The sequence below is a fragment of the Streptomyces spinosisporus genome, assembly GCF_022698145.1.
GTDB classification, from domain to species: domain Bacteria; phylum Actinomycetota; class Actinomycetes; order Streptomycetales; family Streptomycetaceae; genus Streptomyces; species Streptomyces spinosisporus.
In genome coordinates this window covers 186,694-207,950 of sequence record NZ_JALDAX010000004.1, presented here as the reverse complement: position 1 = coordinate 207,950, position 21,257 = coordinate 186,694, and the positions used below count along the sequence as shown (strand labels likewise).

At 71.7% G+C, this 21,257-nt stretch carries 20 protein-coding genes; 13 read left to right on the top strand and 7 right to left on the bottom strand.

Annotated features, from left to right (window positions below; genetic code table 11):
* Positions 1-11: 11 nt before the first annotated feature.
* Entirely contained in the window at positions 12-1,367 is a 1,356-nt protein-coding gene (locus tag MQN93_RS12410) for an aspartate aminotransferase family protein (RefSeq protein ID WP_242709521.1), read from the bottom strand.
* A gap of 157 nt (positions 1,368-1,524) precedes the next feature.
* Between MQN93_RS12410 and MQN93_RS12405 the strand changes: the two genes are divergently transcribed.
* The 3 genes from MQN93_RS12405 to MQN93_RS12395 all read left to right on the top strand — a co-directional run bounded on the left by MQN93_RS12405 (position 1,525) and on the right by MQN93_RS12395 (position 4,593).
* Positions 1,525-2,130, top strand: a complete 606-nt coding sequence (locus MQN93_RS12405) for a type 1 glutamine amidotransferase family protein (RefSeq protein WP_242709520.1) — start codon at positions 1,525-1,527, stop codon at positions 2,128-2,130.
* Positions 2,127-2,585 carry a MarR family winged helix-turn-helix transcriptional regulator gene (locus MQN93_RS12400; RefSeq protein WP_242709519.1) on the top strand — a complete coding sequence of 153 codons (459 nt, stop codon included), beginning with the start codon at positions 2,127-2,129 and terminating at the stop codon, positions 2,583-2,585. Before MQN93_RS12405 ends, MQN93_RS12400 begins: the two co-directional genes overlap by 4 nt.
* An 85-nt stretch (positions 2,586-2,670) precedes the next feature.
* Complete coding sequence (locus MQN93_RS12395) at positions 2,671-4,593, top strand: serine/threonine-protein kinase (RefSeq protein WP_242709518.1); 1,923 nt, start codon at positions 2,671-2,673, stop codon at positions 4,591-4,593.
* On the opposite strand, the gene MQN93_RS12390 is transcribed toward MQN93_RS12395, so the two are convergent.
* A complete protein-coding gene (locus tag MQN93_RS12390; protein ID WP_242709517.1) occupies positions 4,594-5,373 on the bottom strand; it encodes a hypothetical protein in 780 nt (259 codons plus the stop codon).
* A gap of 100 nt (positions 5,374-5,473) precedes the next feature.
* Here MQN93_RS12390 and MQN93_RS12385 point away from each other — a divergent pair, with 100 nt between their 5' ends.
* Together MQN93_RS12385 and MQN93_RS12380 are read left to right on the top strand one after the other, a co-directional pair.
* Positions 5,474-7,021 (top strand): PstS family phosphate ABC transporter substrate-binding protein, encoded by a 1,548-nt coding sequence (locus MQN93_RS12385; protein ID WP_242709516.1) that lies wholly within the window; start codon positions 5,474-5,476, stop codon positions 7,019-7,021.
* 129 nt (positions 7,022-7,150) lie between these two features.
* Entirely contained in the window at positions 7,151-8,545 is a 1,395-nt protein-coding gene (locus MQN93_RS12380) for a M20/M25/M40 family metallo-hydrolase (protein WP_242709515.1), read from the top strand.
* A gap of 23 nt (positions 8,546-8,568) precedes the next feature.
* Here the strand turns inward: MQN93_RS12380 and MQN93_RS12375 are convergent, their stop codons facing one another.
* Positions 8,569-9,318: an SLATT domain-containing protein gene (locus MQN93_RS12375; RefSeq protein WP_242709514.1), complete on the bottom strand. Its 750-nt coding sequence runs from the start codon at positions 9,316-9,318 to the stop codon at positions 8,569-8,571.
* A gap of 255 nt (positions 9,319-9,573) precedes the next feature.
* Here MQN93_RS12375 and MQN93_RS12370 point away from each other — a divergent pair, with 255 nt between their 5' ends.
* The 3 genes from MQN93_RS12370 to MQN93_RS12360 are packed head-to-tail and all read left to right on the top strand — an operon-like array spanning position 9,574 to position 11,229.
* Positions 9,574-9,918, top strand: coding sequence for a YbaB/EbfC family nucleoid-associated protein (locus tag MQN93_RS12370; protein ID WP_016437271.1), 345 nt, complete (start codon positions 9,574-9,576; stop codon positions 9,916-9,918).
* A 59-nt stretch (positions 9,919-9,977) separates the two neighbouring features.
* On the top strand, positions 9,978-10,577 hold the full coding sequence (gene recR, locus MQN93_RS12365) for a recombination mediator RecR (RefSeq protein WP_016437272.1): 600 nt from the start codon (positions 9,978-9,980) through the stop codon (positions 10,575-10,577).
* Positions 10,570-11,229 (top strand): DUF5063 domain-containing protein, encoded by a 660-nt coding sequence (locus MQN93_RS12360; RefSeq protein ID WP_242709513.1) that lies wholly within the window; start codon positions 10,570-10,572, stop codon positions 11,227-11,229. Before recR ends, MQN93_RS12360 begins: the two co-directional genes overlap by 8 nt.
* A 12-nt stretch (positions 11,230-11,241) precedes the next feature.
* On the opposite strand, the gene MQN93_RS12355 is transcribed toward MQN93_RS12360, so the two are convergent.
* Entirely contained in the window at positions 11,242-11,880 is a 639-nt protein-coding gene (locus tag MQN93_RS12355) for a response regulator (protein WP_242709512.1), read from the bottom strand.
* A gap of 100 nt (positions 11,881-11,980) precedes the next feature.
* Positions 11,981-12,634 (bottom strand): sulfite exporter TauE/SafE family protein, encoded by a 654-nt coding sequence (locus tag MQN93_RS12350; protein ID WP_242709796.1) that lies wholly within the window; start codon positions 12,632-12,634, stop codon positions 11,981-11,983.
* Positions 12,635-12,970: 336 nt separating this feature from the next.
* Between MQN93_RS12350 and MQN93_RS12345 the strand changes: the two genes are divergently transcribed.
* The 4 genes from MQN93_RS12345 to MQN93_RS12330 all read left to right on the top strand — a co-directional run bounded on the left by MQN93_RS12345 (position 12,971) and on the right by MQN93_RS12330 (position 17,450).
* On the top strand, positions 12,971-14,263 hold the full coding sequence (locus MQN93_RS12345; RefSeq protein ID WP_016437275.1) for an aspartate kinase: 1,293 nt from the start codon (positions 12,971-12,973) through the stop codon (positions 14,261-14,263).
* 25 nt (positions 14,264-14,288) lie between these two features.
* Positions 14,289-15,347 carry an aspartate-semialdehyde dehydrogenase gene (locus MQN93_RS12340; RefSeq protein WP_308404294.1) on the top strand — a complete coding sequence of 353 codons (1,059 nt, stop codon included), beginning with the start codon at positions 14,289-14,291 and terminating at the stop codon, positions 15,345-15,347.
* A 373-nt stretch (positions 15,348-15,720) separates the two neighbouring features.
* Positions 15,721-16,329 (top strand): SigE family RNA polymerase sigma factor, encoded by a 609-nt coding sequence (locus MQN93_RS12335; protein ID WP_016437277.1) that lies wholly within the window; start codon positions 15,721-15,723, stop codon positions 16,327-16,329.
* Positions 16,326-17,450 (top strand): hypothetical protein, encoded by a 1,125-nt coding sequence (locus MQN93_RS12330; RefSeq protein ID WP_242709511.1) that lies wholly within the window; start codon positions 16,326-16,328, stop codon positions 17,448-17,450. Before MQN93_RS12335 ends, MQN93_RS12330 begins: the two co-directional genes overlap by 4 nt.
* Positions 17,451-18,005: 555 nt before the next feature.
* Here MQN93_RS12330 and MQN93_RS12325 read toward each other — a convergent pair.
* Together MQN93_RS12325 and MQN93_RS12320 are read right to left on the bottom strand one after the other, a co-directional pair.
* A complete protein-coding gene (locus MQN93_RS12325) occupies positions 18,006-18,794 on the bottom strand; it encodes an SURF1 family protein (RefSeq protein WP_242709510.1) in 789 nt (262 codons plus the stop codon).
* A 44-nt stretch (positions 18,795-18,838) separates the two neighbouring features.
* Positions 18,839-19,207, bottom strand: coding sequence for a nuclear transport factor 2 family protein (locus tag MQN93_RS12320; protein WP_016437280.1), 369 nt, complete (start codon positions 19,205-19,207; stop codon positions 18,839-18,841).
* A gap of 173 nt (positions 19,208-19,380) precedes the next feature.
* Here MQN93_RS12320 and MQN93_RS12315 point away from each other — a divergent pair, with 173 nt between their 5' ends.
* Entirely contained in the window at positions 19,381-21,204 is a 1,824-nt protein-coding gene (locus tag MQN93_RS12315; RefSeq protein ID WP_242709509.1) for a S9 family peptidase, read from the top strand.
* The last annotated feature ends 53 nt before the right edge of the window (positions 21,205-21,257 follow it).

Genomic DNA, 21,257 nt, shown 5'->3' with positions numbered 1-21,257 from the left:
GTCACGAAGGGCTACACCGTGTACTCGTCCGCCACGAGGAGCGCGGCGTCCAGGGCCGCGAGGCCCTCCTTCAGCTCGGCCTCGCTCACATTGCACGGGGGCACCACATGGGTGCGGTTCATGTTGATGAAGGGCCACAGGCCGTGCTTCTTCGCGGCGGCCCCGAAGGCGGCCATCGGGGCGTTCGCCTCGCCGGTCGCGTTGTAGGGCACGAGCGGCTCGCGGGTCTCCCGGTTCCGCACCAGCTCCAGCGCCCAGAACATGCCGACGCCGCGCACCTCGCCGATGCTCGGGTGCCGCTCGGCGAGCTCGTGCAGCGCGGGTGCCACGACGTCCTCGCCGAGCCGCCTCGCGTGGTCGACGACGCCCTCCTCCGCCATCACCCGGAGCGTGGCGACGGCGGCGGCGCAGGCGAGGGGGTGCCCGGAGTAGGTGAGCCCACCGGGGTAGGGCCGCCGGGCGAAGGTCTCGGCGATCGCGCCGGAGATGGCGACGCCGCCCAGCGGCACATATCCGCTGTTGACACCCTTGGCGAAGGTCATCAGGTCCGGTACGACGCCGGACAGGTCCGCCGCGAACCACTCACCGGTGCGCCCGAACCCGGCCATGACCTCGTCCAGCACGAAGACGATGCCGTGCTGGTCGCAGATCTCGCGCACCCCGGCGAGATAGCCGGGCGGCGGCACCATGATCCCGGCGGTGCCCGGGATGGTCTCCAGGACGATCGCGGCGATGGTGCCGGGCCCCTCGAAGGCGATCGTCGTCTCCAGATGCTCCAGCGCCCGCGCGCACTCCTGCTCCTCGGTCTCGGCGTAGAAGCGGGAGCGGTACAGGAACGGCGCCCAGAAGTGCACGACACCGGCGGCACCGGTGTCGGAGGCCCAACGCCGGGGATCACCGGTGACGTTGACCGCCTGCTGCGTACCGCCGTGGTACGAGCGGTACGCCGACAGCACCTTGGGCCGTCCGGTGTGCAGCCGTGCCATCCGTACGGCGTGCTCGACGGCGTCGGCGCCGCCGTTGGTGAAGAAGATCTTGTCCAGGTCCCCGGGCGTCCGCTCGGCGATCAGCCGGGCCGCCTCCGAGCGGGCCTCGATCGCGAAGGCGGGCGCGAACGTCGTCAGGTGTGCGGCCTGCTCCTGTATCGCGGCGACGACCTTCGGGTGCTGGTAGCCGATGTTGGTGTAGACGAGCCCGCTGGAGAAGTCCAGGTAGCGCCTGCCGTCGTAGTCCCAGAAGTACGACCCCTCCGCGCCGGCGACGGCGAGCGGGTCGATGAGTTCCTGCGCGGACCAGGAGTGGAACACATGGGCACGGTCCGCGGCCTTCACGGCGGCGCCGGCCTCGGGGTGTGGCTGAGGGGTCATGGCCGCGAGCGTAGAAGCCCGCACCGGACGCTCGGTATGGGCGTCCTGTCTGCGCTCATGGGGTTTCCGCGACAGGGTGTCGACGACGGGGTGGGCGGCGCGGAGCCGGGACGCCTGCGCTATTGACAGCATCCTGTCGAAGTGACAGCATTCTGTCATGGACGCCAAACCTGTTCATCTCGCTGTGTACGACACCTTCGCCGACTGGGAGACGGGCCACACGACGGCGTATCTCGCCCGTGCCGGGTACGCGCTGCGCACGGTGGGCCCGGGCCGGGAGACGGTCCGTTCCATCGGCGGCCTGAGCGTGCGGCCCGACCTCCCGCTCGACGAGCTGCGCCCCGCGGACAGCTCCCTGCTGATCCTCCCGGGCGCCGACCTGTGGGACTCCGGCGACGACCTCGCGCCCTTCGCCCGCAAGGCGCGGGAGTTCCTCGACGCGGAGGTGCCGGTCGCCGCGATCTGCGGCGCCACCGCCGGGCTCGCCCGCGAGGGCCTGCTCGACGACCGCAGGCACACCAGCGCCGTCTCCTTCTATCTGACGCCGACCGGCTACCGCGGCGGCGAGCTGTACGTCGACGCGGACGCCGTGACCGACGGGACGCTGGTGACGGCCGGGCCCACCGAGCCGGTCGCCTTCGCGCGGGAGGTGTTCCGGCTGCTCGGGATCTACGAGGAGAAGGTGCTGGACGCCTGGTACCGGCTGTTCCACGACTCCGACCCGGAGGCCTTCGCCGTGCTGCAGCAGGCCGGCGCGCGGTGAGCCGGGAGCGCCAGGACCTGCTCAGCCGCAGCGCCCTCGGGGTGTTCCGGCTCAACGGCCAGTTCCTCGGTGTCGCCGAGGAGTTGGCCAGCCCCGCCGGGCTCACCGCGGCCTGGTGGCAGGTGCTCGGCGCGGTGCTGGAGGAGCCGCTGTCGGTGGCCGGAATCGCCCGTGCCATGGGGATCACACGGCAGAGCGTGCAGCGCATCGCCGACCTGCTGGTGGAGCGCGATCTCGCCGAGTACCGGCCCAACCCCGCCCACCGCCGCGCCAAGCTCCTCGCGCCGACCGAGCGGGGCCGTGCCGCGATCCGGCGCATCGATCCCGGCCACGCGGCCTTCGCGGAGCGGCTCGCCGAAGCCTTCGGAGAGGACGAACTCGACGCGGCCGTACAGGTACTGGAACGGCTGTCCAAGGTGCTGGACCAGCTGGGTCCGCCTGTTACGGAACCGTAGACACCGCTCCGCCCTCCACACCCTGCGCCCGCACTATCGTTGGGCTGTTGCACAGTGCGTACCGGGGGATTTCGGGGGACCTGCGATGGAGAAGCTCGGGGCCGGTGATCCGCAGCGGATCGGCGCGTACCGGCTGCTGGCCCGGCTCGGCGCCGGCGGCATGGGGCACGTCTATCTCGCCCGGTCGGAGCGCGGCCGTACCGTCGCCGTGAAGCTGGTGCGCGAGGAGCTGGCCGCGCAGGAGGAGTTCCGGGCGCGGTTCCGGCAGGAGGTGCAGGCCGCGCGGCAGGTCGGCGGGCACTGGACGGCGCCCGTCCTGGACGCCGACACCGAGGCCGCCGTGCCCTGGGTCGCCACCGGGTACGTCGCCGGGCCGAGCCTGCAGCAGGTCGTCGGGCACGACCACGGGGCGCTGCCCGAGCGGTCGGTGCGCATCCTCGCGGCCGGGCTCGCCCACGCGCTCAAGGACATCCACGCGGCCGGGATCATCCACCGCGACCTCAAGCCCTCCAATGTGCTCGTCACCATCGACGGTCCGCGGGTCATCGACTTCGGCATCGCGCGGGCGCTGGAAACCGTGACGGACGGCGGGCTGACCCGCACCGGCGCGCTCGTCGGATCGCCCGGGTTCATGGCCCCCGAGCAGGTGCGCGGCGACCGGATCACCCCCGCGTGCGACGTCTTCTGCCTGGGCTCGGTGCTGGCGTACGCCGCGACCGGCGCCCTCCCCTTCGGCACCGCCAACAGCGGTGTGCACGCGCTGATGTTCCGTATCGCCCAGGAGGACCCCGATCTGGAAGGGGTGCCCGAGGGGATCGCCGACCTCGTGAGCGACTGCCTGAAGAAGGACCCGGCGGCCCGGCCGACGCTGGACCAGGTCCTGGAGCGCACGGGCGCCGAGGACACCGTGCTGGGCGGACGCTCGCGCGACCCCTGGCTGCCGAGCGCCCTGGTCGCCCAACTCGGGCGGCACGCCGTGCAGTTGCTGGACACGGAGAACCCCGAGAACCCCGAGCCGTCGGGGGAGGTCTCCCTGCAGAAGCCGGCCCCCGCGGCCACCCCGGAGCACGCCCCCGCCGCCGACGCCTCGTCGCAGCCGGGCGCGGGCACGGGCACGGACGTGCCCGCCGGTCCGCCGCCGCCCGGACAGCCGGGCACGGGGCAGCAGGGTCCGGGCGCGCCGCTGAACCATCTGCCGACGATGGTCGCGGGCCAGGGCACCCCGCCCCCGGCCCCCGCCCAGACCCCGCCGTCCGGCCACCCGGCCTACGGCTATCCGCAGCAGCACCCCCAGCAGCCCGGCTACGGCTACCCCCAGCAGCCGCCGCAGCCCGCCCCCTACGGCACGCCCCAGCAGCCCGGCCCGTACGGCGCGCTCGGCTCCACCCCGCCCTACGGCCCGCCGTACCACGGCCCGGTGCCCGCCGCCGCGCCCCAGCCGCCCCGCCGCGACAGCCGCTCCACCGCGCTGCTGGTCGGCGTCGCCCTGATCGTCGCGCTCGGCGCCGGCGGTTCGGTCTACGCCCTGATGAACGGCGGCGGCGACTCCTCGGACGACAAGGCCGTCTCCGACGCCTCCACCAGCGCGCCCGTGACCTCCGGGCCGACGACGCCCGCGCCCGACCCGACGACCGCGCGGCCCAGTACCTCCGCGCCCTCGAACGGAGCGATCCCGGCCGACTACCTGGGCACCTGGACCGCCACCATCACCAACGCCGACGGCGACAACACCCGCAGCCTCACCCTCCAGCAGGGCAAGGTCGGCGACACCGTCATGTCACTGGTCGCCGACGGCCCCACCAGCAGCGGTTCCTACCACTGCGTCTTCCAGGCCCAGTTGACCGCGGCGTCGAGCGGCAGCCTGCAGCTCGGTCCGTCCACCGTGACCTCGGGCGACGCCGGGTACTGCAAGCCGGGCGATCCCACCGAGATCACCCTGCTGCCGGACGGCAGCCTGCAGCGCGAGAACACCAGCAACGGCGAGAAGCTGACGTACACCAAGCAGTGATCAGCGGCCGGTGTCAGCCGTCCTCGGCGGGCCCGGGTGATAGATCACCACGGCCGCGACGGCGACGATCAGCGCACTGAGCCCCGGCGTCAGCCACCAGGGCACACCGGTCCACACACAGATCAGGCCCACGGCGAAGCACACGGTGAACAGGGTGATCAGCAGCCGCATGCCGTACGGCCGCCAGCGCACCCGGGCCTGCAGACGCGGCCCGCCGACGCCGGTCAGCAGGATCACGCCGAACACGAAGGTGAGGACGGCGAGCAGGGCCGCGAACGTGCCCGCGACGGCCACCATCTGGGGTTCGTCGCGCGGCTCGTCGATGCTGCTCTGCCGGGCGTCGCCCTTGGCGAGCGTCATGACCGATCCGTGCCAGACCGTGCCGGTGACCCGGTCCCCCTTGTGCAGGGCGGTCAGCAGCGGGTCCCAGTCGCCGAAGTCGACGGTGCCGTTCCAGAAGGGCGAGCCGGTGACGGTCGCGGAGTGGTCGCCCTTCGTTCCCGCGCCGGCGTGCACGTCCGTGACGGTGAAGCGGACCGTGCGCACACAGTCCTCGTACGCGTGCGCGGGTGCTCCAGCGGGACAGGGCCGCGCCGCCTCGTAGTCCTGGTACCGCCCGATCTCGCGGGGCAGCCAGGTGACGAACGCGCTGCGACAGCCCAGCACCGCGACGCACGACACGGCGATCAGCGCCAGGCCCGTCAACACCCGGCGCCACGGCCGCAGTTCGGACGGCCCGTCCACCAAAACCCCCGCTGTCGCAAGCGTCCTGTTGGCCATCCCGCTCCCCCCTGTTCACTCTGACGCACCAGTATCGGACGCCTGATCGTCCGTATGGTGTTCGCCTTGTCGAACTGCGGGAGTGGCGGGGGCGCTCACAGTGCAGTGGTTCAGTGCGGAGAACGTCGTGGCCGTCGGTACGGCGGTCCTCGGCATCGTCGCGTCCGGCGTCATGGTCTGGTACGAACGCCGGGTGCCACGTCGCAAGAGGATCGGCTACCGCGTCCAGATGGACAACCCGATAGGCGACGGCGTACGGCTGGGACGGGCCAACGTACGGCTCGGCCTGTTCGACGAGGCACCCGGCATGACCGACGCGACCCTCGTGCTGCTGCGCGTCGAGAACGACGGCTCCCAGGGCATCGACCGCGACGACTACACCAGCCCCGAAGTGCACGGCCTGACCGCGGTGTTCACCGACCGCACCATCCGCGGTGTCTCGGTCACCCAGCCCGACGACACCGACCATCTGATGGACCACTTCACCGCCGCCCGCGGCTTCGGCTACGACGGCAACACGCTGCGCATCCCGCGCGTCCCGCTCAACCGCGGCGAGCACTACAAGCTGCTGGTGCTGCTGTCCGGCGGCGACGTGGGCACACCGATACGGCTCAGGGGCGGCATCCGCGAGGGCGAGGTGCACCCCAACCGCAGTGCCACGCCGGACGACAAGCCGCCGCTGTTCAGCCGCGCGGCCCGGCTGATCACGATCATGCTCACCCTGAGCGTCCTCACGCTCGCGAGCATCATCGTGGCCCGCGACGACAGCCCGGCCCCGATCGAGTGCGAGCAGGGCAGGCTGGCGGTCGTGGGGTCGACGGCGTTCAAGCCGGTGGTGGAGGAACTGGCGAAGGAGTACGAGCGCAAGTGCCCGGACGCCTCGATCGTCGTCGAGGCACGGGGCAGCTCGGCCGGGGTGAACGAACTCGGTTCGCTGGGCGCCCGGTCGAAGAGGGCCGCCCGCAATCTGATCGCCTTCTCCGACGGCCCCGCCGTCGGCGCTCCGGGCGAGCTGGTCGGCGACCGCGTGGCGCTCTCGGTCTTCACCCTGGTCGTCAACGACGGCATCCGGCTGCCGGCGGGCGGGCTCCTGCTGAAGGACGTGCGCCGGATCTACCGCGGCGAGGTGACGCACTGGAAGCAGCTCGATCCCTCCCTGCCCGACCTGCCGATCGTGCTCGTCAGCCGCAACGCCGACTCCGGGACCCGGCAGATCTTCCAGGACCGGGTGCTCGGGAGCTGGGAGCGCGTGCCCAGCACCTCGCTGGACTGCGTCCACAAGGACGACGTGTCGGCGCCCGTCATGCGCTGCGAACTCGACGCCACGGAGGACGTGCTCGCCAAGGTGGCGGGGATCCCGGGCGCCATCGGCTACTCCGAGTTCACCCTCGCCAAGGGGCACAAGGGCCTGCGCACCGTCGCCCTCGACGGCGCGTCCCCCTCGGTCGGGGACATCGAGTTCGGCCGCAGCGAGTACCCCTACCGCGGGGTGGAGTACGCGTACACCTACGGCCGTCCGGCCAACGGCTCCCTGGCCTCCTCCTTCCTGGCCTTCATCGGCCAGGGCGAGAGCGAGACGATCATCCGGGCGCACGGCCATCTGCCGTGCTCGGCGACGGCGGCGTCGGGGCTGTGCGCGGGGGAGTGACGGTCGCGGGTGGCGGTTGCGGGTGACGGCCGCGGGTGACGGTCGAGAGTGGCGGTCGCCTCCCTTGTGCCGTAGTGGCGTGTCCATGACGATGTGGAGGGTCCGGCATCGGCAGCCACGGGAGGGCACATGCGTCCCACCAGGAGAACGGTCCTGACCGCGACGGCGGCGGCGGGCACGGCCGCACTGGCCTCGGCGGGCGCCGCCGAAGCCGCGCCGCAGGGCGGCCGGCCACCGGCCACCGCCCAGCACCCCTCCCGCGAACTGCGGGAACTGCTGCGGGAGATGGACCCGGCACGCGTCGAGGCGACGGTGCGCAGACTCGTCTCCTTCGGCACCCGCCACACCCTCTCCGTCCAGGACGACCCGGCCCGCGGGATCGGCGCGGCCCGCGACTGGCTCCTGTCCGAACTGCGCTCCTACGCCGCCGTCTCGGGCGGCCGGATGACGGCCGAACTCCAGTCGTACATCCAGGAACCCGCCTCCCGCATCCCCGTCGCCACGAAGATCACGAACGTGGTCGCGACCCTGCGCGGCTCGGTCACGCCGGAGCGCGTGTACGTCGTCTCCGGGCACTACGACTCCCGGGTCACCGACGTCATGGACGCCACCTCCGACGCCCCGGGCGCCGACGACGACGCCTCCGGAGTGGCCGTCGTGCTGGAGCTCGCCCGGGTGATGGCGAAACGCCGCACGGCCGCCACCATCGTCTTCGCGGCGGCGGCGGGCGAGGAGCAGGGGCTGTACGGATCGACGCATCTGGCCGAGCAGTTGAAGGCGGCCGGCGCGGACGTCCAGGGCATGTTCACCAACGACATCGTGGGCAGTTCCACCGCCGACGACGGCACGAAGGACCCGTACACGGTCCGGCTGTTCGCGGAGGGCGTGCCCACCTCCGAGACCCCGGAACAGGCCGCGATCCGCAGGTCGGTGGGCGGCGAGAACGACTCCGCGACCCGCCAACTCGCCCGTTTCGTACGGGACGTGGCCGACAACGACGCCACCGGCATGCACGTCCGCATGATCTACCGCCGCGACCGCTACCTCCGCGGCGGCGACCACATCCCCTTCCTCGAACGCGCCTGGCCCGCGGCCCGCTTCACCGAGCCCGCCGAGGACTTCGCCCACCAGCACCAGGACGTCCGCGTCGAGGACGGCAAGCAGTACGGCGATCTGCCGCGGTTCTGCGACTTCGGCTACATCACCCGGGTGGCCAGGGTGAACGCCGCCGCCCTGTGGACCCTCGCGCAGGCACCGGGCACGCCCACGGGCGCGAAGATCCTGACCTCCGCCCTGACCAACTCCACCCAGCTCGTGTGGACCCGCGGCACTGAGCCGGACCTCGCGGGCTACGAGATCGTGTGGCGTGAGACGACCGCACCGGAGTGGACCCATGTGATCCCGGCGGGCGACGTCACGGCCTTCGAGGTGGACCTCTCCAAGGACAACGTGTTCTTCGGGGTGCGCGCGGTGAACACGAAGGGGCTGCGCAGCCCGGTCGCCTTCCCCCTGCCGCAGTCGTAGCCGCTCCTACGCGGCCGCGGCCCTCACCTCGGCTCCGGCGGGCGCTGGCGCGGCATGTTCGGGCGGGCGCCCGCGCCCGGGGGCAGCGGGAAACGTCCCTGCGCGCTCGCGATCTCCGGACGGCCGGCCCCGGAGCCGGTGGACTGGATGCCCATCGGCGCCGAGCCCGTGCGGAACTCCACCATCCAGTCGGCCGTCTCCGTGCGGACCAGCTCGGTGACGTCCTCGGAGAAGCGGCGCAGCACGCCCAGGCACCGCTCGGCGGCCTCGCTCGCGGTGCCCTCCGTCGGGCCCAGCACCTCGCGCACGCTCTCCGAGGCCCACTCGAACTGCAGCACCTGCAGCCGGCGCTGCACGGCCTGCGCGGTGGCGACGTCCCTTATCCAGCCGGAGGTCACGCCGAAGTAGCGGTCGACGGCCACACAGGCCACCGCGAGCAGCAGCGCCAGATACCCCCATGCGGCGAGCCCGGCCGCCACATCCGTCAGATCCAGCAGGGGCAGCGCGGCGCCGGCGACGGCGCCCACCGCGGCCCCCGTGCGCAGCACCCGGGCGCCCCGCCGCTTCCACACCCGGTCCGCGAGATACCAGGCGGCCGTCTCCAGCGCCCCGTCCTCCACCCACCGGTACAGCTCGTGCAGCCGCTCGGCCGGCTCGCCCCAGTCGCCGAGCGGGAACGTGCGCCCGGTCAGATCGCCCGGCCGGAACCCGGCGGCACCCTCGCCCCGCCCGTCCTGAGGCGGACCCTCGGGCTGCATCTCCGGCTGACCCACCCGCACTCCTTCTGATCACGACCGTTCACGTTGCGTGACACCTGATGCTGATGTGCCCGCCCCTTCCTACCGCCCAATGGGTGGCGAAGCCCATGGATTCACCTCTTTTCCGCCCGGAAGTGGGTCTTGATCAGGTATAGGACTCAGTGCAGCCTCACTCGAAAGAGTGGCGGGGCGATGGCCGACGCGACCACGTAGGCTCGTGCCAGGCGGGAAAACCTCGCCGACGAAGCCGTACGAAACCAGGAGCTGATCGTGATTCCCGGTGGTGGCCAGCCCAATATGCAGCAGCTGCTCCAGCAGGCCCAGAAGATGCAGCAGGACCTGCAGCAAGCGCAGGAGGAGCTGGCACGGACGGAGGTCGACGGGCAGGCGGGCGGCGGCCTGGTGAAGGCCACTGTCACCGGCTCCGGTGAACTGCGCGCGCTCAAGATCGACCCGAAGGCCGTCGACCCCGAGGACACCGACACCCTCGCGGACCTGATCGTCGCCGCCGTCCAGGCGGCCAACGAGAACGCCCAGACCCTCCAGCAGCAGAAGCTCGGCCCGCTCGCGCAGGGGCTCGGCGGCGGCAGCGGCATCCCCGGTCTGCCTTTCTAAGACAGGCGTCGGCCAACTACCGTACGTACTGAAGGAACCCCAGGAAGGACGGCAGTCCGTTGTACGAAGGCGTGGTGCAGGACCTCATCGACGAACTGGGGCGGCTGCCCGGCGTCGGTCCCAAGAGCGCCCAGCGGATCGCCTTCCACATCCTGCAGGCGGAACCGACGGACGTACGGCGGCTCGCGCAGGCCCTGATGGAGGTCAAGGCCAAGGTCAGGTTCTGCGCGACCTGCGGCAACGTCGCGCAGGAGGAGCTGTGCAACATCTGCCGCGACTCGCGCCGCGACCCCGCCGTCATCTGTGTGGTGGAGGAGCCCAAGGACGTGGTCGCCATCGAGCGCACCCGTGAGTTCCGGGGCCGCTACCACGTCCTGGGCGGAGCGATCAGCCCGATCGAGGGTGTCGGACCCGACGACCTGCGTATACGGGAACTTCTCGCGCGGTTGGCCGACGGTACGGTCACGGAACTGATCCTGGCCACGGACCCGAATCTGGAGGGCGAGGCCACCGCGACCTACCTCGCCCGCATGATCAAGCCCATGGGCCTCAAGGTCACCCGCCTGGCCAGCGGCCTCCCGGTGGGTGGCGACCTGGAATACGCGGACGAGGTCACCCTCGGCCGCGCCTTCGAGGGGAGACGACTCCTAGATGTCTGACGCCAAGCTGCACGCCACGTCCCCGGACCCGGACGACTTCGCGGTTCAGATCGCGGACCAGGTGGAGAGCTTCCTCGTGTCCGTGAGCGAGGTGGCCAAGGGTGACGAGCCGGACTCGGCGGTCCCCTTCCTCCTCCTGGAGGTGTCCCAGCTGCTGCTGGCCGGAGGCCGGCTCGGCGCGCACGAGGACATCGTCCCCGACGAGCGCTACGAGGCCGACACGGGCCCCGACCCCGACGTGGACGAACTGCGCGAGAACCTCGCCCGGCTCCTGGACCCGATCGACGTCTACTCCGAGGTCTTCGACCCCTACGAGCCGCGCAAGGCCCCGGTCCCGGCGCGCATCTCCGACGATCTGACCGACGTCATCACCGACCTGCGCCACGGCATGGCCCACTACCGCGCGGGCCGCACCACCGAGGCCCTGTGGTGGTGGCAGTTCTCCTACTTCTCCAACTGGGGCTCCACCGCCTCCGCCACCCTGCGCGCCCTCCAGTCGGTCGTCGCCCACGTCCGCCTCAACCAGCCCCTCGCCGAACTCGACGGCCTCGACACCGACCAGGGCATGGGCGACGAAACCCTCGAATTCGAGGCCGGCAAGGTCATGCAGGAGGAGATCGCGGGGCCGCTGGGGGTGCAGACGGGCAAGTAGCCCCGACGACGATCAGCCGACCGCCCTCGGAAACCGCCCGACCTGCCCCAACAGCGCGAAGAGCTCCGTCGGCGACTGCGTGATCCCGGTGCCTCCCGCATCGGCCACCTGGTCCCGACGGTCCATCGCACCGGCGTTCCCGTAGACGAACACCGGCGTCATGCGATCCGTCTCCCGGATTCGCTCGATCAGCCTGATCCCGGCCTCGGGGTCGTACCCTCCGGGTTCGGCGCGCCCCATGTCGGAGATCACGGCATCGAAAGGCGCGCGCTGCAGGGCCCGTAGGCCCTCGTCGGTGGATGTTCTCTGGACGACCTCCACCCCCATAGCCTGCAACTGCCCTGCCTCGTAGGCATTGTTGGAGGGTTTGTCGTCGACCCAGAGGATCCTGTGCAGCACCTCTTGCGGCCGTTGCCCGGTCTCGTGCCGACCGGTCTGTGATGCGAGTTGATGCTGTAGTTCCGCGGTCGTCTTCACCACCTCGTCCGAGAACTGCTGCACCGTCAGCTCGTTGTTCCCGACCCTGAGGCTGAAGGCCCGCTTCTCCAGGACGTGCCGGATCTCGGGAAGCAGCCGCCAGACGACCCAGGCGGCGAACACGGGCCACGCCAGCCCGGTCAGAGCGCGAATCAGATCCGTTGCTTCATCCACGGCGCTGTCCTCGGTGTCATGTACGTGTCGGATTCGTCAGCCTAGGACAACATGCCCAATCGGCAGAGGAGTTGGCGGGCCTCGGCTGGGTGTGGCGGGTTCACAGGCCCCAGATTCCCTTGCCCACCGCCGTGATGCCCCCCGCCAGGGCCAGTGTCAGCACCAGTGCGCGGGCCCGTTTTTCGGGGATTCGGGGGGACAGGGCGTGGCCCGTGAGGGCGCCTGCTGTCAGGGCCGTGGCGATCCAGGTCCAGCGGGGGGTCGTGAGGTGGGGGAGGCCGTTCGCCGTGATCGAGAAGGCGTTCACCACTACGCCGTAGAACTGGGCGTTGGGGACGAACTCCCGTACCGTCCATTCCGCGTTGACGGCGTACAGGGAGATCGGCGGGCCGCCCACCCCGGCGGCCGAGTTCATGAAGCCGCCGACCGCGCCCGCCGCGAGCGCCCCCTTCGTGCCCCGCAGGGCGGGCACCCGGGCCCCGCGCAGGACCAGCAGCACGGCGACCGTCACCAGCGTGCCCATCACCAGCATCAGGTCGGGCTCGGGGAGCCGCCGGGTCAGCCACACCCCGGCCGGCACCGTGCACGCCGCGGCCACGCACAACGGCACCATCGCACCCGGCCGCACGCGCCGCCAGCCGCCGCTCAGCCCGACGAGGCTGATGGCCCCCGCCGCGCAGTTGGCGAGCACGACGCCCTCGGCCGGTCCGAGCAGCAGCACGAGCGCGGGGACGCAGACCAGAGCGAACCCCATGCCGGTCAGGTACTGCACACAGGAGCCGAGCAGCACGATCCCCGCCAGCAGTACGTCCGTCGTCACGTAGGCAGCCTGCACGTTTTCGATGGTCGGGGGGAGGGTGTGGGCAGCAGCAACTCAGCGTCACCGAATCGCTGCGCAGAGCGGCAGCGGGTGACCTGGCGCACTTTACGGAGTGATCACCGGCAGGGCGGGCAGGGACGTGCTGAGCGCCGGATCTCACCATGTGGTTCCACTCGGGTCGATTCCGGGCGCTCGATAGACTGAAGCGACCGCGGTGCGCTTGCGTATCGACGGTCTCCGAGAGCACAGACGGACGAGCGAGGAGCGCACGTGGGCCTTGTCGTGCAGAAGTACGGAGGCTCCTCCGTAGCCGATGCCGAAGGCATCAAGCGCGTCGCCAAGCGGATCGTGGAAGCGAAGAAGAACGGCCACCAGGTGGTCGTCGTTGTTTCCGCGATGGGCGACACTACGGACGAGCTGATCGATCTCGCCGAGCAGGTATCCCCGATGCCTGCCGGGCGTGAGTTCGACATGCTGCTGACCGCCGGAGAGCGGATCTCCATGGCCCTGCTGGCCATGGCGATCAAAAACCTGGGCCACGAGGCCCAGTCGTTCACCGGCAGCCAGGCCGGCGTCATCACCGACTCGGTCCACAACAAAGCCCGGATCATCGACGTCACGCCGGGCCGGATCCGGCAGTCGCTGGACGCGGGCAACATCGCCATCGTCGCCGGCTTCCAGGGCGTCAGCCAGGACAAGAAGGACATCACGACCCTGGGTCGCGGTGGCTCGGACACCACCGCCGTGGCGCTCGCCGCGGCCCTCGACGCCGAGGTGTGCGAGATCTACACCGACGTCGACGGTGTGTTCACCGCCGACCCGCGTGTGGTGAAGAAGGCGAAGAAGATCGACTGGATCGCCTTCGAGGACATGCTGGAGCTCGCCGCGTCCGGCTCCAAGGTGCTGCTCCACCGCTGTGTGGAGTACGCCCGCCGCTACGACATCCCGATCCATGTGCGCTCGTCCTTCTCGGGACTGCAGGGCACCTGGGTCAGCAGCACACCACTCGTGAAGAAGACGCAAGCGCAAGGGGAACAGCAGGTGGAGCAGGCCATCATCTCGGGTGTCGCCCACGACACCTCCGAGGCCAAGGTGACGGTCGTCGGCGTCCCGGACAAGCCGGGCGAGGCCGCCTCGATCTTCCGCGCCATCGCGGACGCGGAGATCAACATCGACATGGTCGTGCAGAACGTGTCCGCCGCCTCCACCGGCCTGACGGACATCTCCTTCACCCTCCCCAAGACCGAGGGCCGCAAGGCCATCGACGCCCTGGAGCGGGCCCGTACGGCCATCGGCTTCGACTCCCTGCGCTACGACGACCAGATCGGCAAGATCTCGCTCGTCGGCGCCGGTATGAAGACCAACCCGGGCGTCACGGCCTCCTTCTTCGAGGCCCTCAGCGACGCCGGCGTGAACATCGAGCTGATCTCGACCTCCGAGATCCGCATCTCGGTGGTCACCCGCGCCGACGACGTCCCCGACGCCGTGCGCGCCGTGCACAGCGCCTTCGGCCTCGACTCCGACAGCGACGAGGCCGTGGTCTACGGGGGCACCGGGCGATGACCGGCGCCGCGAGGCGGGCGGGACGGTGACGGCAGGCGCCGGCCCGACGCTCGGGGTCGTGGGTGCGACCGGGGCCGTCGGCTCGGTCATGCTCCAGATCCTGTCCCAGCACGCGGACATCTGGGGCGAGATCCGTCTGATCGCCTCACCGCGTTCGGCCGGCCGCAAGCTGGCCGTGCGCGGCGAGGAGGTCGAGGTGGTGGCCCTCACGGAGGAGGCCCTCGACGGCGTCGACGTCGCCATGTTCGACGTGCCCGACGAGGTCTCCGCGCACTGGGCGCCCATCGCCGCCGCCAAGGGCGCGGTCGTGGTGGACAACTCGGGCGCCTTCCGGATGGACCCCGAGGTGCCGCTCGTGGTGCCCGAGGTCAACCCGCACAAGGCGCGGCTGCGACCCCGAGGGATCATCGCCAACCCCAACTGCACGACGCTGTCCATGATCGTGGCCCTGGGCGCGCTGCACGCCGAGTTCGGGCTGCGCGAGCTGGTGGTCTCCTCGTACCAGGCGGTGAGCGGGGCCGGACGGGCCGGCGTCGACACCCTGCGCCGCCAGCTGTCGCTGGTGGCCGGCACGGAGCTGGGCACCAACCCCGGTGACGTGCGCCGGGCCGTGGGCGACGACACCGGACCCTTCCCGGAGCCCGTCGCGCTGAACGTCGTGCCGTGGGCCGGGTCGCTGCGCGAGGACGGCTGGTCCTCGGAGGAGATGAAGGTGCGGGACGAGTCCCGCAAGATTCTCGGTCTGCCCGACCTGCCCGTCGCGGTGACCTGCGTACGGGTGCCGGTGGTCACCACGCACTCCCTCACCGTCCACGCCCGCTTCCAGGGCGAGGTCACGGTCGACAGGGCCCGGGAGATCCTCGCCACGGCTCCTGGTGTCGTCCTGTGCGACGACCCGGCCGCCGGTGAGTTCCCCACGCCCGCCGACGTCGTGGGCACCGACCCCACCTGGGTGGGCCGGCTGCGGCGTGCGCTCGACGATCCGACGGCGCTCGAACTCTTCGTCTGCGGCGACAATCTGCGCAAGGGCGCGGCCCTGAACACCGCGCAGATCGCGGAGCTGGTGGCGGCCGAGTTCGGGTGAGACGCTCTAAGGTGTGATCCGGTCGAAGGTCCGGACCACTTGCTGTGAGGCCGCTGGGCATCCGAAGATTTTCCTCCCCGTTCTCCGCAACCGCGCGGAGGGCGGGGAGCGTCTTTGCGAACGCCCTTCGGGGGTGCGGGGATGCGGTACGGGACAGGGGGACGTCCCGGTCGTCAGGAAGACATGGGGAAGAGCGGGTACGCATGAGGGCGTTCGACGCACGGTCGGCTGTGCCGCCTGGGGCGAGACAGGGGGATGCTGTGCGCGCCGCAAAAGTGACGCGTGGCACGTACAACCCCGACGGGGGGAAACGTGTCCAACTGACGTGGCCCAAGTACTCGACTTCTCCGCGGCGACCCGCGTCCGACCCCGCATGCCCGGTACGCCCGGTGGCATGCCGGTGATCGCGCCCATGCCCGCAGCGCGGCCCACCCGCATCCCGAACCAGCGCGACGGCGCCGAGTACGCCGGCGACGACGCCGCGGCGGCCGGCACCACCGTCGACCACCTCACCGAGACCTACCGCGCGCACTACCGCTCGCTGCTGGGCCTGGCCGCCCTGCTGCTCGACGACACCGCCTCCTGCGAGGACGTCGTCCAGGAGGCCTTCATCCGCGTGCACTCGGCACGCAAGCGGGTCCGCGACCCCGAGAAGACGCTCGCGTACCTGCGCCAGACGGTCGTCAACCTCTCCCGCTCCGCGCTGCGCCGGCGCATCCTGGGCCTGAAGCTCCTCTCCAAGCCGATGCCCGACATGGCGAGCGCCGAGGAGGGGGCCTACGACCAGCTGGAGCGCGACTCCCTGATCAAGGCGATGAAGGGCCTGCAGCGCCGCCAGCGCGAGGTCCTGGTGCTGCGCTACTTCGCGGACATGACCGAGGCCCAGGTCGCCGAGACGCTCGGGATATCGCTGGGCTCGGTGAAGGCGTACGGTTCCCGCGGCATCGCGGCGCTCCGTATCGCGATGGAGGCGCCGGCATGAGCAAGGACCGCCCGGGACGCGAGTCCCACGAGCGCCACGAGCAAGAGCACACGCAACCGCACGCTGGGAACGGAACTGTGAACGACGGCCCCGACGACCAGAGCCCCGACAGCGGGCTCGACTCGGACGAGCTGGCCCTGCGCAGGATGTTGCACCAGGCGGTGCAGACGGTCGAGCCGCGCGACGGCGCGCTGGACCACCTGCGGCGGGCCGTGCCCGCACGGCGCGCCCGCAAGCGGCAGGCAGCCGTCGGCATGGCGGCCGCCGCCCTGTTCATCGGCACCGCCGTCCCGGCCCTGCTGCATGTCTCCGGTGCCACGGGCTCCGACGTCAACCCGTCCGTGGCCGGGCAGGCCTCGCAGGCGCAGGGCGGGGCGAGCCAGGGAAAAGCAGACGGTACTGAGGGCGCCACCGCCGGCGGTTCCGGCAAGGCCACGGACAAGGGCAAGGGCGACCACAAGGGCGACGGCAAGGGCAAGGGCAGCTCTCCGGGCACGGGCAGCAGCGCGGGCACCGGCCCGGCGGCCAGCAGTGCGGCGGGCGCGTCCGTGTGCGCCGCCGAACAGCTCGGCTCGCCCACGCACTTCGAGAACGCCCCCGACTCCGGCGGCACGGTCTACGGCACCTTCCGGGTCGTCAACATCTCCACCACGCCCTGCAGCGTCGGCGGGCCCGGGACCGTGAGCGTGCTCGCCCAGGGCAGTGCGGACCCCACCAAGGTCGGTGCGCAGCGGCATGTGTCCGGGGACGCGGCGGCCGGACTGCCCGACCCGTCCACCGAGGTCACCGGTCTGCTGCTGCAGCCGGGCGCGGCCTACGAGGTGAAGTTCGCCTGGGTGCCCTCGGCGTCCTGCACCCCCTCGGGCGGCGACGGCGGCACCGGCGACGGCGGCCCCACCAGCACCCCGACCCCGACCGAGGGCACCGGCAACAGCGCGGGCTCCACCTCCACCGGCACCGAGAGCGGTCTGACCACACAACTGATGCGCCAGGACGGCTCGACGGACGGCACCGTAACCATCTCCCACACAACCGAAGCAGGCTCCCCCACGGTCTCGGCAACAATCTCCGGGGCATGCGCGGGAACGGTCTATTACACCGGCATACTGCCCGGAACCTGATCCCACCGCCCGCCCGCACCGGCTTGTCCCGGGCGCGGAGCCAGCGGGCTCCTTCGCCTTGCGTGGGCGGGTCCTCCCCGAGCACCGACCGGCCCCGGTCCGCGCCGCCCGGCCGACCGCACCGGCAGGTCCCCGGTCCGGCGTCAACGGGGACCTCTCGGCTCGCGCGCCAGCGGGGCCCCTTGGCTCGCGTCAGCGGTTCCGCGGTTCCCCGGCCCGGCGCCGGCCGGTCCCCGGCACGGCGTCAGCAGGGTCCTTGCGGCGCGCGCGTCGGCGGGCTCCCTCGGCTCGCGTCAGCGGCTCCCTGCCCCGGGCTCCCTGGCTCTTGCGTCAGCGGGTTCTCCCGGCCCGCGCGTCGACCGGTCCCGGTCCGCGCCTGCCGGCCGACCGCGTCAGCGGGTCCCTTCGGCTCGCGCGGCAGCCGGTTCCCCTCGGCCCGCGCGCCGACCAGCCCCGGCCCGCGTCACTGGTACCCGGCCCGGCGTCAGCGCGCGGCACCTGGCGCCCCGCGCGTCTACCAGTCATCGGCCCGGCGACAGCCGACCCCGGCCCGTGTCAGACGGTGACGCTCGTCTGTTTCGCTGCCTCCGGCGTCAGCCCCATTTCGGCGTCCCGGGCGAACTCGATCTCGCGGCGCAGTAGTCGGAACCACATGAACACCACGAAGCCGGCGAAGACGAACCACTCGCCGGTGTAGCCGAGGTTCTGGAAGGCCTTCAGGTCGAGGCCGGAGCCGGCGGGTGCCGTGGCGGGCACGGCCTTCATCCCGCTGTCGGCCTTGTCCAGCGTGACCCAGGCGTCGTACAGGTCGTACGGCACGAGGTTCACCAGGGACGCCGAGCTGATCGCCGCGGTCTGCCCGGAGGGCAGCCCGCCCTGGGCGCTGACCCCGTTGTCCCCGGGTGTCTCGGAGGCCTGCAGCGCGCCCGTGACGGTGACCTCACCGGCGGGCGGGGCGGGCGCCTTCGCGGTGTCGGCGGAACCGGGCAGCCAGCCGCGCACCACGGGCAGCGCCTTCCCGCCGTCGGTGCGCAGCAGCGTCAGGACGTAGTACCCGCGCCGGTCGTCGAGTTCGCGGTCCGGGACGAGCAGCTGCCTGCCGTAGTGCCCGGTCGCGGTGACCTGGCGGCCGGACGTGGCCTTGTCCACCGGCAGCAGCTCGCGCAGCGGGCGGGCCGCCTCGTGCTGGTCGGCGGTGACCTGGTCGTCGGCCTCGCGGTGGTCCTGCACCCGGCCCTCGAACCGGCTGAGCTGCCAGGTCCCCATGAAGATGCAGAAGGGGATGGCGAGCAGCACGAAGACGTTGATCCCCCACCAGCGGCGCGTCAGCAGAAACCGGTACACACCAACAAAGGTACGGCGCGGCCCTGCAGGGGCGGCCTGCGGGGTCAGTACCGCTCGGTGAGGTGGTCCCGGCCCGCCGGGGGTTCGTACGGCTCGGGCCAGAAGTCGGATATGGACGTGATCCGGTCCTCGCCGGTGAAGAACGAGATCCCGTACATCTCCTCCAGCCCGACCGTGAAGTGGACCCAGCTCACGACCTGGCCCGGCTCGGCGACCATGCGCTCGATCCTCAGGTGCCAGTCGCCCGGATACTCGCGGTTGAACTCCACATACCGCTCACGGCCGGTGATCCGCTCGCGGGTCTGCGGCAGCGTGTAGACGACGTCCTCGGCCAGGGTGTCCGCGAAGGTGCTCCAGTCCCGGGCCTCGGCGGCGGCCCAGAACCTCTCGACTGTCTTGCGCAGATCGGTCATGTCGCACAGTCTGCACCCCGCCCCTGACAATCGGCTCCGACCTGGGCAAACGCCTTGATCGGGGAGGGGTCGCCGGTCCGGCCGGAGCCCGCCGGGTAAGGGAGCGGTAGAAGTTGTCCACAGGCTGAGGATCCCGGCCGCCGACTGTCGGCGGGAGCAGGCAGTATGGGGTCATGACTGAGAGCAACGGGTCCGATGCGCGGGATCAACTGGTGCATAACGAGGACATGCCGGACTGGGAGAAGCGCTTCCGCGCGCCGCGGGTGTCACTGCCCGACTGGGCGCAGGACGCACCGCAACGCTCCCTGTTCGTGTCGAACGCGACAGGGACGTACGAGCTGTACGCCTGGGACCGGCACACGGGCGACCGCCGCCAGGTCACGGACCGGCCGAACGGCACGACGGACGGCGTGCTCAGCCCGGACGGCGCATGGATCTGGTGGTTCGACGACAAGGACGGCGACGAGTTCGGCGTCTGGCGCAGGCAGCCCTTTGAGGGCGGCGCGGACGACCTCGCCGTGCCCGGCCTGGACGCCTCCTACCCCGCGGGCCTGGCTCTCGCCCGGGACGGCCGCACGGCGATCGTGGGCCGCTCCACCGACGAGGACGGTACGACGATCCACCTCGCCCGCGCCGGCGAGGTCCCGGTGGAGATCTACCGCCACCGCGAGTCCGCGGGCGTCGGCGACCTCTCCCACGACGGCTCACTGATCGCGATCGAGCACACGGAGCACGGCGACGCGATGCACTCCGCCCTGCGCGTCGTGCGCCCGGACGGCACGGCGGTCGCCGAGCTGGACGACACCGAGGGCGGCAAGAAGGAGCTGGGCCTGGAGGTCCTGGGCTTCGCCCCCGTCGACGGCGACACACGCCTGCTCATCGGCCACCAGCGCCGCGGCCGCTGGGAGCCCCTGGTGTGGGACGTGGCCACGGGCGAGGAGACCGACCTCGCCCTGGACCTGCCGGGCGACGTGAGCGCCGAGTGGTATCCGGACGGCACGGGCCTGCTCGTCGTGCACAGCTTCGAGGCCCGCAGCGAGCTCTTCCGCTACGACCTCGCCGGCCACGCCCTGGAGAAGGTCCCCACCCCGCCCGGCACGGTCTCCGGCGCCACGGCCCGTCCCGACGGCAGCGTGGAGTACCTCTGGTCCTCGGCCGCCGAGCCCTCGGCGGTGCGCTCCACGACCGGCGAGGTCGTCCTCGATCCACCCGGCATGAAGTCCCCGGGCTCGGTGCCGGTCGAGGACGTCTGGGTGGACGGCCCCGGCGGCCGTATCCACGCCCTGGTCCAGAAGCCGGCCGGTGCGACCGGTCCGCTGCCGACGGTCTTCGACATCCACGGCGGCCCGACCTGGCACGACAGCGACGCCTTCGCCGCGGGCCCGGCGGCCTGGGTCGACCACGGGTACGCGGTGGTGCGCGTCAACTACCGCGGCTCCACGGGCTACGGCCGCGCCTGGACCGACGCCCTCAAGCACCGCGTCGGCCTCATCGAGCTGGAGGACATCGCGGCGGTCCGTGAGTGGGCGGTGGAATCGGGCCTCGCCGACCCCTCCCGGCTCGTCCTCACCGGCGGTTCCTGGGGCGGCTACCTCACCCTCCTCGGTCTCGGCGTCCAGCCGCAGGCGTGGACCCTGGGTATCGCGGCGGTACCCGTCGCGGACTACGTCACGGCGTACCACGACGAGATGGAGGCCCTGAAGGCCATGGACCGCACCCTCCTGGGCGGCACCCCGGAGGAGGTCCCCGACCGCTTCGAGGCCTCGTCCCCGCTGACCTACGTCGACGAGGTCACGGCCCCGGTCTACATCTCCGCCGGGGTCAACGACCCCCGCTGCCCCATCCGCCAGATCGAGAACTACGTCAAGCGTCTTCAGGCCCGCGGCGCGACCCACGGGGTCTACCGCTACGACGCGGGACACGGCTCACTGGTCGTGGACGAGCGGATCAAGCAGGTGCGGCTTGAACTGGAGTTCGCGGAGAGGCACCTGGGGTGAGGTCCGTGCGCCGGGCGGGCCCGCCTTCGCGGCCCGCCCGCCGCAGCGCCGCA